The organism is Paracoccus alkanivorans (assembly GCF_003697785.1).
GTDB classification, from domain to species: domain Bacteria; phylum Pseudomonadota; class Alphaproteobacteria; order Rhodobacterales; family Rhodobacteraceae; genus Paracoccus; species Paracoccus alkanivorans.
This window is the reverse complement of record NZ_QOKZ01000003.1, coordinates 502,676-520,228: the sequence shown is the minus strand read 5'-3', so window position 1 is coordinate 520,228 and position 17,553 is coordinate 502,676. Positions and strand designations below refer to the sequence as shown.

Annotated in this window: 16 protein-coding genes; 9 read left to right on the top strand and 7 right to left on the bottom strand. The window is 61.6% G+C overall.

Annotated features, from left to right (window positions below; genetic code table 11):
* Positions 1–3: 3 nt before the first annotated feature.
* The 3 genes from C9E81_RS10675 to cysQ form a co-directional block, all read right to left on the bottom strand.
* Entirely contained in the window at positions 4–900 is an 897-nt protein-coding gene (locus tag C9E81_RS10675; RefSeq protein WP_122112296.1) for a UTP--glucose-1-phosphate uridylyltransferase, read from the bottom strand.
* A 215-nt stretch (positions 901–1,115) separates the two neighbouring features.
* The gene (locus tag C9E81_RS10670) at positions 1,116–1,916 is read right to left on the bottom strand and encodes a 3-deoxy-manno-octulosonate cytidylyltransferase (protein WP_122112295.1); all 801 of its coding nucleotides are present in this window, start codon (positions 1,914–1,916) and stop codon (positions 1,116–1,118) included.
* 2 nt (positions 1,917–1,918) lie between these two features.
* Positions 1,919–2,725 carry a 3'(2'),5'-bisphosphate nucleotidase CysQ gene (gene cysQ, locus C9E81_RS10665; RefSeq protein WP_122112294.1) on the bottom strand — a complete coding sequence of 269 codons (807 nt, stop codon included), beginning with the start codon at positions 2,723–2,725 and terminating at the stop codon, positions 1,919–1,921.
* A gap of 164 nt (positions 2,726–2,889) precedes the next feature.
* Here cysQ and C9E81_RS10660 point away from each other — a divergent pair, with 164 nt between their 5' ends.
* The 5 genes from C9E81_RS10660 (at position 2,890) to C9E81_RS10640 (ending at position 8,283) form a co-directional block, all read left to right on the top strand.
* Positions 2,890–3,711 carry an ABC transporter permease gene (locus C9E81_RS10660; RefSeq protein WP_122112293.1) on the top strand — a complete coding sequence of 274 codons (822 nt, stop codon included), beginning with the start codon at positions 2,890–2,892 and terminating at the stop codon, positions 3,709–3,711.
* 350 nt (positions 3,712–4,061) lie between these two features.
* A complete protein-coding gene (gene araD / locus C9E81_RS10655; protein ID WP_122112292.1) occupies positions 4,062–5,801 on the top strand; it encodes an L-arabinonate dehydratase in 1,740 nt (579 codons plus the stop codon).
* A 21-nt stretch (positions 5,802–5,822) separates the two neighbouring features.
* The gene (locus C9E81_RS10650; protein ID WP_122112291.1) at positions 5,823–6,734 is read left to right on the top strand and encodes a dihydrodipicolinate synthase family protein; all 912 of its coding nucleotides are present in this window, start codon (positions 5,823–5,825) and stop codon (positions 6,732–6,734) included.
* A gap of 46 nt (positions 6,735–6,780) precedes the next feature.
* Positions 6,781–7,491, top strand: a complete 711-nt coding sequence (locus tag C9E81_RS10645) for a ribonuclease activity regulator RraA (RefSeq protein WP_122112290.1) — start codon at positions 6,781–6,783, stop codon at positions 7,489–7,491.
* A 33-nt stretch (positions 7,492–7,524) separates the two neighbouring features.
* The gene (locus C9E81_RS10640; RefSeq protein ID WP_122112289.1) at positions 7,525–8,283 is read left to right on the top strand and encodes an HpcH/HpaI aldolase family protein; all 759 of its coding nucleotides are present in this window, start codon (positions 7,525–7,527) and stop codon (positions 8,281–8,283) included.
* 58 nt (positions 8,284–8,341) lie between these two features.
* Here the strand turns inward: C9E81_RS10640 and C9E81_RS10635 are convergent, their stop codons facing one another.
* The 4 genes from C9E81_RS10635 to C9E81_RS10620 form a co-directional block, all read right to left on the bottom strand.
* Positions 8,342–9,382 (bottom strand): LacI family DNA-binding transcriptional regulator, encoded by a 1,041-nt coding sequence (locus tag C9E81_RS10635; protein WP_243698604.1) that lies wholly within the window; start codon positions 9,380–9,382, stop codon positions 8,342–8,344.
* A gap of 183 nt (positions 9,383–9,565) precedes the next feature.
* A complete protein-coding gene (locus tag C9E81_RS10630; protein ID WP_122112288.1) occupies positions 9,566–11,263 on the bottom strand; it encodes a thiamine pyrophosphate-binding protein in 1,698 nt (565 codons plus the stop codon).
* 24 nt (positions 11,264–11,287) lie between these two features.
* A complete protein-coding gene (locus C9E81_RS10625) occupies positions 11,288–13,156 on the bottom strand; it encodes a TRAP transporter permease (protein ID WP_122112287.1) in 1,869 nt (622 codons plus the stop codon).
* A 123-nt stretch (positions 13,157–13,279) separates the two neighbouring features.
* Positions 13,280–14,242, bottom strand: coding sequence for a TAXI family TRAP transporter solute-binding subunit (locus tag C9E81_RS10620; protein WP_243698603.1), 963 nt, complete (start codon positions 14,240–14,242; stop codon positions 13,280–13,282).
* A gap of 308 nt (positions 14,243–14,550) precedes the next feature.
* On the opposite strand from C9E81_RS10620, the gene C9E81_RS10615 reads away from it, so the two are divergent.
* Genes C9E81_RS10615 through C9E81_RS10600 form a run of 4 tightly spaced genes read left to right on the top strand, consistent with a single transcriptional unit; the run spans position 14,551 to position 17,546 of the window.
* On the top strand, positions 14,551–15,303 hold the full coding sequence (locus C9E81_RS10615) for a FadR/GntR family transcriptional regulator (RefSeq protein WP_122112286.1): 753 nt from the start codon (positions 14,551–14,553) through the stop codon (positions 15,301–15,303).
* On the top strand, positions 15,300–16,103 hold the full coding sequence (larE, locus tag C9E81_RS10610; RefSeq protein ID WP_122112285.1) for an ATP-dependent sacrificial sulfur transferase LarE: 804 nt from the start codon (positions 15,300–15,302) through the stop codon (positions 16,101–16,103). The genes C9E81_RS10615 and larE overlap by 4 nt, the downstream gene beginning before the upstream one ends.
* Positions 16,096–16,812: a nickel pincer cofactor biosynthesis protein LarB gene (gene larB, locus C9E81_RS10605; RefSeq protein WP_122112284.1), complete on the top strand. Its 717-nt coding sequence runs from the start codon at positions 16,096–16,098 to the stop codon at positions 16,810–16,812. The genes larE and larB overlap by 8 nt, the downstream gene beginning before the upstream one ends.
* Positions 16,809–17,546, top strand: coding sequence for a FadR/GntR family transcriptional regulator (locus C9E81_RS10600; protein ID WP_243698602.1), 738 nt, complete (start codon positions 16,809–16,811; stop codon positions 17,544–17,546). The genes larB and C9E81_RS10600 overlap by 4 nt, the downstream gene beginning before the upstream one ends.
* Positions 17,547–17,553: the final 7 nt, after the last annotated feature.

Genomic DNA, 17,553 nt, shown 5'->3' with positions numbered 1-17,553 from the left:
CAATCACTCCGCCGCGCGACGCGTCGCCGAGACTCCGTTCAGATAATCGAGGAACTCATCCCTCAGATCATCGCGCTCCAACCCGAAGGCGACAGTCGCCTGCAGGAACCCGGCTTTCGAACCGCAATCGAAACGCTGCCCCCGGAAGCGCAGGCCATAGACGTCGCGACCATTCTCGATCTCTTCGGCGATCGCGTCGGTCAGTTGAATCTCTCCGCCCGAGCCCTGTTTGAGGCTGTTCAGGTTCTTCATCACGCTCGGCGCAAGGATATAGCGCCCGATGACCGCGAGATTCGACGGTGCAGTGCCCTGCGCGGGTTTTTCGACCATGCCTTTCGCGCGCACGATCGCCCCCATGTCCTCGGCAACGTCCAGCACACCATAGGCCGACGCCTTTTCTTCGGGAACCTCCATCGTGGCGACCATGCTGCCGCCGGTTTCGTTATGGGCCTCGATCATCTGCTGCAGGCAGGGCGGCTCACCCATGATGACGTCGTCGGTCAGGATCACAGCGAAAGGCTCCTTATCCGCAAGCAAGCGGCGGGCACACCACACCGCATGTCCCAGCCCAAGTGCCTTGTGCTGGCGGATATAAGCGATAGCACCCGATTCCATGTTGGTCGCGCGCAATGTTTTCAGCAGCGCATCCTTTCCGGCCTTCTTGAGATTGGATTCCAGTTCATGGGCGTGATCAAAGTAATCCTCGAGCGCGCCCTTGCCCCGCGAGGTGACAAAGATGAACTCCTTGATCCCGGCCGCCCGCGCCTCGTCAATCGCATATTGGATCAGCGGTCTGTCGACCAACGTCATGATCTCTTTGGGAATGCTCTTGGTCGCAGGCAAAAAGCGCGTCCCCAGACCGGCCACCGGGAAAATGGCTTTGGTTACTTTACGGCTCATGCATTGTACCCTTTTATCTGATGGTCGCTTATCACGGAAGTGATAGCGGCAAAAGTTCAGGACCATCGTCCCTATATCGCGCAATAACGCGTCGCGCGCACGATAGTTCGTTCAATTAACCAAGAAAAGTCACGCTCACGCTAATTTTCAGGCATGAGCCGGTTTTTACTCATCAAACGATTGCACACATATTACATACAAATGAAGTTATGTTGTCAGTTGATACCCATTGCTTTCATCATGGCTTCCAGTCGCTGGACATCCTCGGGATTGTTCAACTCCCAGAACTGGCGGCCACGCGCTTCGACCCTGACGCACAGCACCTTGTGGCCGCGCTCCAGGAACCGCAACTGCTCCAGCCCTTCCAGCTTTTCCAATACCCCTTCGGGCCAGCCGGGATAGGCATTCAAGGCATCAGGACGATAGGCGTAAACCCCGACATGGTGATAGACGGGACTAAGATCGTCCGGTCCGTATTGCCCTGCAGCATAAGGGATGACTTCCTTCGAGAAATACAGTGCCTGCCCGTCATGGCCGAACACCGCCGTGGTTCCGCCCACACGTCCGGCCTTGCGGTCCGCCAGAAGATCGTCGCGCATCCGCCCGGAGCAACGCAGAACAGGAGTCGCCACATCCGCATTCGGATCGGTACGCAACCCTGCGACCAGATCCTCGATGAACCATGCAGGCGTAAGCGGAGCATCACCCTGGAAATTCACGACGATCTCGGGTGTTGCGCCCAGGGCAGAAACGGCCTCGGCGCAGCGCTCGGTGCCGTTCCGGCAGTTCTCCGACGTCATGACCACTTCGGCCCCGAAAGATCGGGCATGATCGCGAATCCGCTCATCTTCGGTCGCCACGACAACACGATCCACGCCCGACGCCTCCGACGCGGCTTCCCAGCTCCGCCGAATCAGGCTGCGGGCATCACCAGAGGCCCCCTTCAACTCGACCAGCGGCTTGCCCGGATATCTTGTCGAGGCATAGCGTGCCGGAATCACGATCAGGACCGACATTTTCAGTCTTTCACTAACAGCACACCGGGCGCATAGGCGATAAAGAACGGGTTTTCGAAGCCCGGCTTGCCATAGGCAAGCGGAGCGTGATCGTCAAAGCGCACCACCTCCCCGCCAGCACCGCGCAACACCGCATCCCCCGCAGCCGTATCCCACTCCATCGTCCGTCCGAGCCGGGGATAGAGATCCGCCTCGCCCGTCGCGACCAAGCAGAATTTCAGGGAAGAGCCCGCACTCGTCATGTCCCGCACGCTGTAGCGGCCAATATAGTCGTCGGTTGCCGCATCCCGATGCGATTTCGACGCCACGACCATGAGCCCGCGATTATCAGGCGTCGGATTAACGCCGACCGAATGCTGCTCTCCGGGCTGTTCCCCGAACGGACCCCGTTCCTCGACGGAACGGCCATCCGCGGTCGTGTAGAACAGGCGGTTCTTCGCCGGAGCATATACCACGCCGCGCAAGGGGACGCCATTCTCGACATAAGCGATATTGACGGTGAAATCCCCGCGGCGCTGCACGAATTCCTTCGTGCCATCCAGCGGGTCGACGATCAGGAAGGTGCCGCCGGTCTGTTCATGGGTTTCGTGAGTCGCCGCCTGCTCTTCGGTCACAAGCGGAATATCGGGGAATGCCTCGCGCAGCCCGGCGGAAATCAGCGCATCCGCCGCCTCATCCGCGGCTGTCACCGGCGAATCATCGGATTTCGCGCGAATATCGAAGTCATCCGCTTCGTAAATCTCCATGATTTTCTGTCCGGCCTGCAGCGCAAGGCGGCGCATTTCGGTGATAAGTCGATCAAATTGCATCCAGTTTCCCTTCACTTCGCTGACAGCCGGCCCTCGTCCCGATTGTGCGGACTTACATATCCCCTTATGATCACGCAACATCGGTTGGGCAAGGACCAGCCGGAACGTGGCAAGAACTTGCGCTTCCCCGACCACCCGAACCACCATACGGCTGATTTCTGACATTGTTTACTCAACGCCAAAACCGCAATCTGCTGGAAGCAACCGGCACAACGCTGAGCCTGATATATCATCAGGCGGTCTATAATCTGCGCAGTACGCACCAGAACGCGATTATCGGAATTTTGCTGATCATTGCCCAGACCCTGCTGTTCGTCAGCATTTTCATGTTGCTGTATCTGCTGGTGGGTATCCGGGGCTCTCCTATTCGCGGCGACTTCATGCTGTACCTGATGTCCGGCATCTTTCTCTTCATGTCGCATGTGCGGACAGTGGGGGCAGTTTCCTCCAGTCATTCGCCTGGCGGCGGGTTGGTCAAGCACGCTCCGCTCAATCCCGCGGTCCTGATCGCCGCATCGGCGCTTTCCACGTTATACGGTCAGTCAATCAGCGCCATCGTGATCTTGGGCGTTTACCACATCGCAGTGAACCCGATCTCGATATACTTTTTCCCTGGCGCTCTCGCGATGTTCCTGCTGGCCTGGTTCGGTGGCGTCTGCGTGGGGCTGGTATTCTTGGGACTCCGACCGTGGATACCCAAAATCGCGCCGCTTCTGACCATGGCGTATCAGCGCGTCAATATGATCGCATCCGGCAAGATGTTTGTCGCCAATACCGTACCCAATATCATGCTTCCATGGTTCGCGTGGAATCCCCTGTTTCACCTGATCGATCAGGCCAGGGGCTTTCTGTTCGTCAATTACACGCCACAGAAAACCGACTACCACTATGCGATATGGGTGTTTATCGGCCTTCTGATGCTTGGACTGCTGATCAATTTCACGACCCGCAAATACGAGTCGGTCAGCTGGACGGCAGCGCAATAGGGCCCTGTAAGCTTCACACCCTGCCTTGACTGAACCGGGCTGGTTCAGGAGTTGCGAACCCGCAACCGCTCCAGAAAGAAGCGCCGGACATCGAATTGTCCGGCGCAAGGGTTCTTTTTGCCGCCACTACAGGCAACGACCCGGTGATCCCTGCCAATGGTATAGCCGATGTGTATTGGAAGCGCATAATGATAGCGCATACATCCTGCATGCAGTTATGCAAGTCGAACAAAAATATCACGGTTTGGCAATATTGATAACGAAGATACCTTCCGCCGATCGATCTTGACCCTTGCTTTATGAAAACGCATACATATGCGTATCAGGACAGGCGAGGGAGATCCGGCATCATGGGAAACAAGGTCAAATCGGCTGCGGGACTGCGATCCGCGCGCTGGTTCGCGCCCGACGATCTGCGCAGTTTCGGGCATCGCTCGCGACTGATGCAGCTTGGCTATGCCGAAGAGGATTTCCGCGACAAACCCGTCATCGGCATTCTTAATACATGGTCTGAACTCAACAGCTGCCATGCCCATTTCCGCGAACGCGCGCAGGACGTGAAGCGCGGCGTCTTTCAGGCCGGGGGCTTTGCGGTCGAACTGCCCTCGCTGTCGGTCGATGAAAGCTTCACCAAGCCGACCTCGATGCTCTATCGCAACATGCTGGCGATGGAGACCGAGGAAATGATCCGCTCGCACCCGCTGGACGGCGTGGTGCTGATGGGCGGCTGCGACAAGACCACTCCGGGGCTGGTGATGGGCGCGATCTCGGCGGGGGTGCCGATGATCTACCTGCCCGCCGGGCCGATGCTGCGCGGTCACTACGCCGGCAGGATCCTCGGCTCGGGTTCGGATGCGTGGAAATACTGGGACGAGCGCCGCGCCGGGAATATCAGCGACGAAGAGTGGCTGGGCGTGCAGGGCGGCATCGCACGCTCGGCAGGCACCTGCATGACCATGGGCACCGCCTCGACCATGACGGCGATCACCGACGCCATGGGTCTGACCCTGCCCGGCGCCTCCTCGATCCCGGCGGCGGATAGCGGCCATCAGCGCATGGGCTCGGCCTGCGGGCGGCGCATCGTCGAGATGGTGTGGGAGGATCTGACCCCCGACCGGATCGTCACGGACGCGTCGGTTCGCAATGCCGCCATCGTCGCCATGGCCACCGGCTGCTCGACCAATGCCGTGGTCCATCTGATCGCCATGGCCCGGCGCGCGGGCATCGATCTGACCCTGGACGATCTGGATGCCCTGGGCCGGGTGACTCCGCTGATCGCCAATGTCCGGCCTTCGGGCAAGGATTACCTGATGGAGGATTTCTTCTACGCGGGCGGGCTTTGCGCATTGATGCGGCAAATCGAGGACCGGCTGGACGGCAGCGCCCTGACCGTCACCGGCAAGAGCCTTTCGGAAAACCTGCGGGGTGCCGAGGTATATAATGACGACGTGATCCGCCCGTTGTCGAACCCGGTCTATGCCGAGGGCTCGCTGGCGGTTCTGCGCGGGAATCTCTGCCCCGACGGTGCGATCATCAAGCCTGCCGCCTGCGATCCGAAATTTCATGTGCATGAAGGCCCGGCGCTGGTTTTCGACAGCTACCCCGAAATGAAAAAGGCCATTGACGACGAGAACCTGGAGGTGACGCCAGATCACGTGCTGGTGCTGCGCAACGCAGGACCGCAGGGCGGACCGGGCTTTCCGGAATGGGGAATGCTGCCTATCCCCAAGGCGCTGATCAAGCAAGGCCATCGCGACATGCTGCGGATTTCCGATGCGCGCATGTCCGGCACCTCCTACGGGGCCTGCGTGCTGCATGTCGCCCCCGAAAGCCATGTCGGCGGGCCACTGGCATTACTGAGAACCGGCGATACCGTGCGGCTGGATCTGCCCGCGCGCCGATTGGACATGCTGGTGGACGAAGATGAGCTTGCCCGTCGCCGCGCCGAATGGACCCCGCCCGAACCCCGCTATCAGCGTGGCTATGGCTATATGTTCCAGCGCCATGTCACGCAGGCGGACAAGGGCTGCGATTTCGACTTCCTGCAGGCCGATTTCGGCGAGCGTGCACCAGAGCCTGACATTTTCTGAACATCGCCGGAGGCAAGAACCATGAACGCCAGAACAGCAGCGGATCTCGATCAGGCTCTCACCGGCATTTCGGGTATTCTCGTGACGCCCTATGACACGGAGGGAGAGATCGCACCGGACAAGCTTGCCCCGATCATCGACCGGGCACTTGCGGCGGGAATGCATATCCCCGTGGTCAACGGCAATACCGGTGAATTCTATGCCCTGACCACCGAAGAGGCCATCACTATGGTCCGCGAGGTGGCAACGATGGTCGCCGGGCGCGCGCCGCTTCTGGCCGGGGTGGGGCGCGGCATCCGCGACGCCTGCGCATTGGCGAGGGCGTCGGGCAAGGCCGGGGCGGCGGCGCTGATGGTCCATCAGCCGCCCGATCCCTTCGTCTCGCCACGCGGGACGGTGGATTACATCAAGGCCGTCAGCGATGCGGGCGACGGGCTGCCGATCATGCTCTATCTGCGCAACGACGCCATCGGCACGCAGGCAATCGCCGATCTTTGCGCCCTGCCCGGCGTCAGGGGCGTGAAATGGGCAACGCCGAATCCGCTGAAACTGGCGGCAGCCAAGGCGGCCTGCGATCCCTCGATCGTATGGGTCGGGGGACTGGCCGAGATCTGGGCGCCCGCCTTTTATGCCGTTGGGGCACGGGGTTTCACATCGGGGCTGATCAATATCTGGCCCGAACGCTCGATGGCTATCCACGCTGCGTTGGAGGCAGGCGACTACGCGGGTGCGAACGCCCTGATCGCCGGGATGAAACCCTTCGAGGATATTCGCGCCGAGGAGTTGAACGGCACCAATGTGACGGGCGTCAAGGCAGCGCTCCAGGCGACCGGTCATGATTGCGGCCCGACCCGCCCACCTTCCGCATGGCCTCTGACCAGTGCGCAGCAAGCGAAGATGTCCGAGTTCCTTGCCTCCGCGGGACTGGCATGAACGCGCCCGATTACACGACTCGCGACTGAACGCAGGAGAAACCGGAATGGACAAGGAAATTCGCGACAAGCTGAAGAGCGTCTCGGTAGCGACACTGGCCACCGCGTTATTCAAGCGAGGGCTGCGTCAGCAGGTGATCCAGGGCGTGCATCCCATCGCGCATAAGGGCGACAACATGGTCGGCCCCGCCTTCACTTTGCGCTACATGCCCGCGCGCGAGGACCGCAACCAGCTGACCGAGTTCCGCAACCCCGAGCATCCGCAGCGCGTCGCCATCGAAACCTGCCCCGAAGGCCATGTGCTGGTCATGGACAGCCGCAAGGATGCCCGCGCTGCCTCGGCAGGGGATATCCTGTTGACCCGGCTGATGAAACGCGGGGCGGCAGGGGCCGTCACCGATGGCGGGTTCCGCGATGCCGACGCCATTGGCAAGCTGGACATGCCGGTTTATCACCAGCGGCCCTCAAGCCCGACCAACCTGACGCTGCACGAAGCCATCGAGCTGAACGTGCCCATCGGCTGCGGCGATGCGCCGGTCTTTCCCGGCGACATCATCGTGGGCGACGCCGATTGCGTCATCGTGATCCCGGCGCATCTGGCGGGCGAAGTTGCAGAGGAAGCCGTCGAAATGAGCGCCTACGAGGATTTCGTGATCGAGCGGGTGCGCGAAGGCGAAGGCATCATCGGCCTCTATCCCTGCACGCGGGACGAACATCGCGTGGCGTTCGAGAAATGGCGGCGGGAAAAGGGACGCTGAGCGGACCCGCACAGGCGAAAGGAAAACCGAGACATGACGCGCAACCCTTTCAAGGCGGCGTTGAAGGAACATCGCAAACTGCCGGGTTTCTGGCTTTCGCTCTGCTCGCCCACGGTGACCGAGATCGCCTCGCAATCCGGCGCGGACTGGCTGCTGGTGGACATGGAGCATTCCCCTGGCGACCTGTCTCAGATCACCGATCATCTGCGGGCCGCAACCGGTGGCGGGGCAGAGGTCGTCGTCCGTCCGCCCTTTTCCGAGCCGGTGATGATCAAGCGGCTGCTCGATATCGGCGTGCGCAACCTGATGTTCCCGATGATCCAGACCGCCGAGGACGCGCAGCAGGCGGTCAGCTGGACACGCTATCCTCCCCACGGCATTCGCGGGATTTCGGCGACGGTGCGGGCCAATCGCTACGCGCGGCAAAAGGATTACCTGCAAACATATGCCGAGGACATGACCATCATCGTGCAGGTCGAGACCCCTCAGGCTGTTGCCAATATTCCGCAAATCGCTGCGGTGGAGGGCGTGGATGCGATTTTTATCGGACCCGGAGATCTTGCCGCCTCCATGGGTCATGCGGGCAATATCGCTGCACCCGAGGTTCGCGCCAGAATCGTCGAGGCCGTGTCACTGATTCACGATGCGGGACTTCCGGCCGGTATCCTCGGTTATGGCGAAGAAACCGCCCGGGGCTATTTCGAAGCCGACGGAATCGAATTCGTCGCCATCGCGGGCGATGCCTGGCTGCTTGCCCGGCATATGGACGGACTGGTCAGCGCATTGAAATGATAATGGTTTCACCATGACCCGCTGCCGCGCGGCCGGCATGACGCGGACAAGCGCCAAGTCATGCCGATTTACGGCGCACAAGACTGAAGCCCAAATCAATGATCGAGCGGTCAGCCTGTCCGCCCTCGATCCGGGACAGAAGCGCCTCGGCGGCCCGCCAGCCCAGGGCTTCGCGATCGACGCTTAGCGTTGTAAGGGCCGGCTCGACATGAGCCGCAAATTCCTGATCGCCAAAGCCCATGACGGCGAGTTGTTGCGGGATGCGCAGCCCGCGCGTCTGCGCCTCGGTCACGACACCATGGGCCAGCAGGTCGGAACTGCAAAAGATCAGGCCCTTCTCGAAGCCGAACTCCCCGATCAACCGCGACAACGCCAACCGCCCCTGTCCCAGGCTGGCCGGGGCATTCAGGTTGATCTCGACCACATTGCCCCCAGTCCGCTGTCGGAACCTTTCGGCAAAGGCGTCCTTCCGGCGCAGCGCCCGCTCGTCCCCGGCATGGACGAGAGCGGCCCGATCATGACCCGTATCCGCCGCGAAATCCGCCGCAGCCAACCCCGCCGCACCATGGGAAAAGCCCACGCAAAGATCGATGGGAGACTCGGTGATGTCCCACAGCTCTACCACTGGAATTCCCGCCCCCAGCAGGATCTTTCGGGCCTTGGGGCTATGATGGATGCCTGTCAGCATCATCGCGTCGGGCCGTCGCGAAAGATGCAACATGATGGCGCGTTCCTCGTCCTCAAGGGCGGTGCCGGTTTCCGACAGCAGAATCTGATAGCCCCTGGCCCGCATCCGCTCGCCAAATGCCTGCACCATGGCGGAATAGACAATGCTGGTGATCGACGGCACCAGCGCACCAATCAGCCTGCTCTTGCGCGAGACCAGCGCGCCGGCCAGTGCGTTCGGCACAAATCCGGTCTGTTCGATCGCCTCATGGATACGGCGTAATGTGTCGGTGGAAACCTTGGACGGATCACTGAGCGCACGGGAAACCGTGACCTGCGAAACACCGGCCAGCCGCCCGATCGCGGCCATGGTCACTCGCCCGCCCCTGTCACCCCCTGCCGCCAAGGCTGTTCCCTTTCCCAGTTTTGCCATATGCATATCTCGCATATGAATGCGCATTCATTCTTGCAGATGCCGGTGCAGAATATCGTGACGGCAGATATTATCAATCGGATTTACGCTCATCCTCCCATGGGTGTATTTTGCCGCCACGGGAGGATGTATACGCATCCAGTTAATCGAGCCCGGAACAGGCCTCCAAAGGGCCAGTTACGCTCAGCTCGTTTGCCTTGCCTTTGCCGCTTTCCGCAATGCCGAAATTGTCGTGCGGGTCGAGATCTGTTCGGGATCGGTCACCAGTTCCAGAACGGCGGGCCTGCCGCTTTCACGCGCGCGGGTCAAGGCGGCGGCGAAATCCTCGGTTCGCGTCACCCGTTCGGCGTGGCAGCCCAGGCCTTCGGCCATACGGCAGAAATCCTGATGTTTCAGTGTCGTGCCTGATACGCGCTCGGGATGTTCCCGCTCCTGATGCATCCGGATCGTGCCGTAGATACCGTTATTGAACAAAAGCACCACGGGCTTGCCCCCATATTGCGCGGCAGTAGCCAGTTCGTTGCCACTCATCAGGAAGCCGCCATCGCCGACGAAAGAGAGGACCAGCCGATCAGGATTCGCGATCGATGCCGCGACCGCGGCGGGCACGGAATAGCCCATGGCACCGCAGGTCGATCCCAGAACGCGCCCCGGCCGGCCAAAGCGTAGAAAGCGCTGCGCCCAGCCATTATGGTTACCCGCATCCATCGTCACGACAATATCGTCAGGCAGCCCGTCACGGATCTGCGCCAGCGCCACCCCCATATCCAGCGACCATTCGCCGCCATTGGGCGCTTCACTGTCGGCAAGGTAATCGCCATGCAGCGACGCGCACCATTCCCCCCATTCATCCGCGCGGCCCAGATCGCAACCTTGCAATGCTGCGGCAATCGCGGCAGGCGTGCAGGCCAGCCCCAGATCCGGGGAATAGACACGTCCGATCTCGTTCGCATCGGGATGGATATGGACCAGGCGGATGCCGGGATTGGGCGCATCGAGCGTCGTATAGGTCCGGGTCGTCATCTCGCCCAGTCTCGCGCCGATGACCACCAGAAGATCGGCCTCTTCCAGGTGGCGATAAAGCGTCGGGCCGGTCGATGTGCCGAAATCGCCCGCATAGGCGGGCGAACGGTTGTCGATGATATCCTGCCGCCGGAACGAGCAGGCGGCGGGGATGTTGTTCACCTCGGCAAAGCGGGTGATCGCGGTGGCGGCCGCATCGTCCCATCCCGAGCCGCCCACCAGCAGAAGCGGACGTTTCGCCGCCATCAACTCGGCCTTGAGGGCTTCGACGCTTTCGGGCGTGATACCCGCGCCGGTGGCGGTATAGGGCCGTGCGTCGGCAACGGCCACGCGTTCGGTCAGCATGTCCTCGGGCAATGCCACAACCACCGGACCGGGACGGCCAGAGGTCGCCACGCGAAAGGCCCGCGCCATGTATTCCGGAATCCGCCGCGCATCGTCGATCTGTGTCGCCCATTTGGCGATCGGGCCGAACATGGCCCGGTAATCGACCTCCTGGAACGCCTCGCGATCGGTGGTGTCACGCGCGATCTGACCGACAAGCAGGATCATCGGTGTGCTGTCCTGCTGGGCGATATGCACACCGATGGCCGCATGGCAGGCGCCCGGACCGCGCGTTACCATGCATATGCCCGGCCTGCCGGTCAACTTGCCGTAAGCCTCGGCCATATCTGCCGCCCCGGCCTCGTGCCGGGCATTGATCAGCGTGAAACGGTCCTTCACGTCATGCAGCGCATCCAGAACCTCCAGATAGCTTTCACCCGGCACGCAATAGGCGGTATCGGCACCGTGGATCAGAAGCTGATCGACAAGTATCTGGCCACCGCTACGAGTCGGAAAGCTGGCAGACTGCAACATGATTTTCTCCGTTCATTGCAGGTATCATTCGCCCGGTTGGGTGGCGGTCCGGGCTGGCCGGAGGCTTTGCCGGAACCAGACGATGCCAGCACAAGCCAGCCCGCACAAGGTCACCCGCCAATCGGGATAGATGAAACACAGCGCACCGACAAACATCACCACCGCCTGCCACATCTCCAGCTTGCCGAAGAAATAGCGCTGCAATGACGCGGCCAGCAGCACCACCCCAAGCGTCGCCTGGGCAAGCACCATCACGATACGCATCCAATCACCCTGCAACAGGATAGTCGGTTCATAGACGAACATGAAGGGCACGATGAAGCCGGTCGCCCCAAGCTTGATCGCAGCCACGCTGGCCTCGATGATCTTGGCCTGGCTCAGCGCGTTGGCAGCATAGACCGCCATGGCGACGGGCGGGGTGATTGCCGAAAGGATGGCAAAGTAGAACACGAACAGATGCGCCGCCTCGACCTGCACGCCCAGCTTGACCAGCGCGGGCACCAGCAAAGCGACCTGAACGATATAGGCGGGTGTGGTCGGCATCCCCATGCCCAGGATGATTCCCGCCACCATCGACAACAGCAGCGCGAAAAGCAGCTTGTCCTGCGCTATCGAGATCACGAAATTCGAGAAGGACAGCCCCAATCCCGTGATATCGATCACACCTACGACGATGCCCGCGCAGGCACAGGCCGCAGCGATGGCCAACACATTGCGCGCGCCGCTTTCAAGCGCGATCAGGATATTGTCCAGAGTCACGTAATGGCGGGTGGTCTTGCGCATCGCCGCCACGGGCACGACCGAAAGCACCCCGCAAAGCGCTGCATAGGGCGCGGAATAGCCCATCAGCAGCACGCCGATGATGATCGCCAGCGGCAGGAACAGATGGCCGCGCTCGCGCAGCACCTGCATCATCGGCACCTGGTCCTCTTCCGGAACCGAACCGATGCCGCGGCGCTTGGCCTCGAAATGCACGGCCGCGAACAATGCGACGTAATACAGGACCGCGGGTGCGATGGCATATTTGGCCACCTGCAAATAACCCACGCCAAGATACTCGGCCATCACGAAGGCCGCAGCCCCCATGACAGGCGGCATGATCTGCCCGCCCGTCGAGGCGACGGCTTCGACCGCGCCGGCGAAGGCGGGCTTGAAGCCCATGCGCTTCATCAGCGGGATCGAGAATGTGCCGGTGGTCATCACATTGGCGACCGCCGAACCCGAAACCGAGCCGAACATGCCGGAGGTGACGCAGGCCACCTTCGCCGGGCCACCGGCCTGCCTGCCTGTCAACGCGACAGCGAAGTCCATGAAGAGCTGCCCCACCCCCATCTTTTCCACCAGCGAACCGAACAGGATGAACAGGACCATATAGGTAGCCGAAACCGAGGTCGGAATGCCGAAGATCCCTTCGGGCGTCATGAAAAGCTGCTCCAGGATCACGCTCGGCAGGGTGGATGTGAACATCAGCCCATAGGCCATGAAGCAGATCGCGGTAAGCGGCAGCATCGGTCCCAGCATCCTGCGCGTGGCTTCGAGCAGCAGGACCACGAGGGTAATACCCACGACGATATCGCGCGGCGTCAGCGGATCCACATAGAGGAAACGCTGAAAGATATAGTCGAGGTTCAACGAGGGATACAGCGCCGCCAGACAGGCGATGGCCCCCAGCCCGATATCATACCATTTGGGCCGCTCTACCGGCCGGCCCCGGAAATCGATCGTCAGAAAGATCAGCAAAAGTGCCAGCGCGACATGAACACCGCGCATGATGTAAGGATTTGGCGGTCCTGCGAATGCTACATACAAATGCCAGAGCGCCATCCCGATCAGGATAAGGCGCGCAATACGCCCCAGTAGCGGAATGCTCCGGTCGAAAATCGTCAGGTTCATGGACCCCTCCCTATGACGCTGTCGAAGGCTTTGCGCGGTATCGGGCTCGGCCGCCGTAACGGACCGAACGCAGATCGGGGCGAAGACCCGACAGGCCCCGCCCCGATCCTTCCCTTGGCGGGATTATTCCATACCGGCCACGCCACGCTCCGCGTAGAACTCCTTGGCCGCGGGATGGAACGGCACGCCGATATCGGTCGCCATTTCCTCGACCGTCAGATCGGCCATCGATTTGGTAACAGAGGCGAAGCTGTCGATATTGTCCGCGATAGCCCCCAGAACCGCCTTGACCAATTCGCCATCGGAATCGCAGGGAGCAACCATATGGGTGTCATAGCTGATGGCATGCACGGTCTCGTCGAAGCCGGGATAGGCTCCTGCCGGAACTTCGCGCAGCTGGAAGGCGGCATTCTGATCCTTGAAATGCTTGAAGGTCTCTTCGTCGACATTGAGCAACGCGATATCCCGCGCCGATGCCAGATCCATCACCGAGCCGGTAGGCAAGGACGAACCAAGGGTAAAGATATCCGCATGACCGTCCTTCATCTGCGAGGCGCTGTCGGAATAGGATGTGTGCGCGACCGAGCCGAGGTCATCGAATGTCAGGTCGGCGGTGGACAAAAGCTCCCGCGTCAGAAACTCTCCGGTATTGCCAAGCTGTTGCGTGGTCAGCCGCTTGCCCTTGATATCCGCAACCGTCTTGATTCCCGACTCCGCCAGGGTGACGATCTGGAAATATTGCGGATAGAGGATCCCGATATTGCAGACATTGGTAGTGGGCTGCCGGAACGGCTCTTTCCCCGAAAGGCTGTCCACGGTCGAGATCGAGTTGGCGAAGGCGATCTGGAAACGCCCGGCCTCGACCCCGACAACGTTGGACACCCCGGCGCCGGGTGTCACCGTCATGCTGACATCCGGCAATTCGCGCTCGACGATGGCCTTGATGGCGCCGCCAACCGGATACCAGGACCCGCCTTGCTGGCCGGTGGCCATCGTGATGGCTTGCGCATTCGCACCAATGGCAGTGCCTGCCAGAACGATTGCGGCAACCGCCGTGCCGCGCAGGCTCTTGATGATCTGAGACATGAAACCTCCCCTATATGGACTCGCGCAGGGCACATTCGGCACCCAACGACCTGCAGGCGCCTATCCGCCCGCGTCTCCTCCTGATGCGGCTTTGGCGTGCCGCCACGGCAACTCTGTTCAATCACGGCATGCTTGTCAAATAAAAATACAAGAAAGCAAGGATCGCCAGCTTAGCTTTGCGAAAATTTATCTAATGTAAGTATATGGTTAAACGGATGGAAAAAAATCATGAGTATCACTTGTAATGTCATCATATTGACAGTCCGTGATATAGGTGTAGGCTTGCCGGTAAAAGTAAGGAGGGGCTCATGAGCAATCTGTTTGAGAATGCCGTGCCTCTGGCCCGTGGCCAGACCCTCAGCGACCAGGCAACAGAGGCGCTGCGGCGCAACGTCATGAACGGCGACTGGCCGGTGGGCAGCATGCTGCCGTCCGAGGTGGTGTTGTCACAGAAAATGAATGTCAGCCGGTCCGTGATCCGGGAGGCGGTATCGCGCCTCAAGGCCGAAGGGCTGCTGGCCAGCCAGCAAGGCCGGGGCGCCTTCGTGGCCAGCAATCGCCCCCGCATGGGCTTTGCCATCAACGCGCGCGACGTGGACAACCGCCGCAAGCTGACGCAGATCCTGGAATTGCGCCTCGGGATCGAGATCGAGGCCGCCGCCATCGCCGCCCGCCGCCGCTCCGATGAGGATCTGGAGCGGATCGATGCCGCGGTCGAAGCCTTTGCCGCCGTGCAGAAATTCGGCCCCGAACAGGTGCGGGCCGGGGTCGATGCCGATCTGCAGTTCCATCGCGCCATCTGCGATGCGACGAAGAACGATTACTACCTTGGCTTTTTCAATTATCTCGGCGCCAGCCTGCGGGAAACCATCGAAGCCGGACGAAATCGCTCGGTCGAGCGCGGGGGTGACAGCCGCGAGGCAGCCGAAGAACACCGCGCCGTGGCCGAGGCTATCACCGCACAGGACAGTCTGGCTGCCCGCAAACTGATGCGAAAGCACCTGGAATTGTCCAGCGCCCGTCTGCTGGGGCATCTTTGGAACAGCGGGGGCCGGGAATGACCCTGCCAGCCCGCCTTGCCGAAACGCTGCGCCAGCCCGCCACGCTTGTCATAGCCGTCAGCGGAGGGGTGGACAGCCTTTGCCTCTCTGCCGTGGCAGCGATCGCGCGGCGGGGAATGGACCTGACCTTGTGCCACGCCGTTTCACCCGCTGTGCCCAAAGCGGCAACCACACGGGTTCGGGCTTTCGCCGCAAGCCGCGATCTGGCGTTGAAAATCGTCGATGCCGGGGAGTTCGCCGATGGGCGCTACCGCGCCAACCCGGTCAATCGCTGCTATTTCTGTAAATCGAATCTCTATGGAATGTTGACGCGCCTCGGAGCTGGCAGTGCCGTGGCTGCCGGCACCAATCTGGATGATCTGGGCGATTACCGGCCCGGACTTCAGGCTGCGAAGGAACACGGCATCCTTCATCCCTTTGTCGAAGCCCGGATGGACAAGGCGGATATCCGGGCTTTGGCCCGAGTTCTCGATCTGGGCGATATCGCGGATCTGCCCGCCTCGCCATGTCTTGCCAGCCGGGTCGAGACAGGGCTGAGGGTCGAACCTGCGGAGCTTGCCATGATCGATGCGGTGGAAACCGCGCTGCGTGCCTCCCTGGGCGAGATCACCCTGCGCTGCCGCCGCCTGCGCACCGGTCTGGCCATCGAGATTGATCAGGCATTACTGGAGCAGTTCGATGCGGACAGGCTTGCGGAGCTGACGGCGCTGGCGCGCAAGGCAAGCAGCCCGCTTGGTGGCGGCGACCTGGCGATCACCCTGAGACCCTATCGGCGAGGGAGCGCGTTTCTACATGCCTGACGCGCGGCCGGACAGCCATCCCGACGTGACTTTCGACCGCGGCCGCCAGGCACGGATCGGCCTGGAAGAGGCGGTTCTGGCAGAGCCCAAGACGCCCGAACAGATTGCCGCGATCATTGGCGACGCCATGCGGGAAGAGCGCCGGCTTCTCCTGACCCGCCTGACTCTGGCACAATACGAGGCTCTACCCCCACAGCAACGTTCCGCACTGGATTACTGCGCCCTGTCGCGCAGCGCGATTCTGGGCGCCTTGCCCCCGCAAAAGACTACGCCCCGGGTCGCGCTGGTCAGTGCGGGCACATCGGATGCCGCCGCCGCGGCCGAGACGCGGCGGGTCCTTGCCTATTCTGGCCTTGCTGCAACCCAGGTGCCCGATGTCGGCGTTGCGGGGCTGTGGCGGCTGCTCGACCGCGAACCACTCCTGCGCGAGATGCAGGTGGTGATCGTCTTTGCCGGGATGGATGCCGCCTTGCCCAGTGTCGTGGCCGGGCTGGTGCCGGGGCTGGTGATCGCGGTCCCGACCTCGGTCGGCTACGGTGTGGCCACCGGAGGGCGCGTGGCGCTGGACGCGGCGCTGGCCAGCTGTGCGCCGGGCGTTCTGGTGACCAATATCGACAACGGTTACGGCGCCGCCTGCGCCGCGCTACGCTTTGCCCATGCTGCCGCACATCCGGAGGATATTCATGCAAAGAAAAAGGAATCCAGGTGATTTCTGACGGTCCGAACATGGATAGTGGCAGGCTGACCATTCGCAAGCGCAAGACGCTCTCGGATCAGTTATACGGCCAGATACTGGAACAGATCGTTTCGGGAACGCTTGAACAGGGCGAGAAACTGCCATCGGAAAACCAGATCTGCTCGGCCTTTGGCGTGTCTCGCCCCGTGGTCAGGGAAGCATTGCGCAAGCTGCAGGATGACGGGCTGGTCGAGGCACGGCGCGGCGTTGGCTCTTTCGTCCGCAAGCGCCCTCCGCAGCGGCTGATCGAGTTTGCCACCGCGGACAGCGTATCGGGGCTGATGCGGGCCATGGAAGCGCGAATGGTGGTAGAGAAGGCGACCGCGAAGCTGGCCGCGCAACGGGCAGGATCGCATGAAATCGCCCGGATAGAGGCTGCGCTGAAGGCCTTGGATGATACGATGCAGCGCCGCGAGGTGGCGCGCGATGCCGATTTCGACTTTCACCTTGCCGTCGCGGAGGCCAGCGGGAACGAGGTTTTCGTCACCATGCTGAACGCGATCCGCGACGTGATGGAACGCGCGATTGATGTCGCCCAGAGCATCACGCGCGAAGGCAGCCAATCGCGGATCGATCGCGTCGTGCGGGAGCATCGGCAGGTCTATGAAGCCATCGTCGCTCGCGACGCAGAGGCGGCCGGGCTGAGCATGGCCTATCATTTGCTGCAATCCCGCCAACGCGTGACCGATTATGCCCGCGAGGAATGACACCATG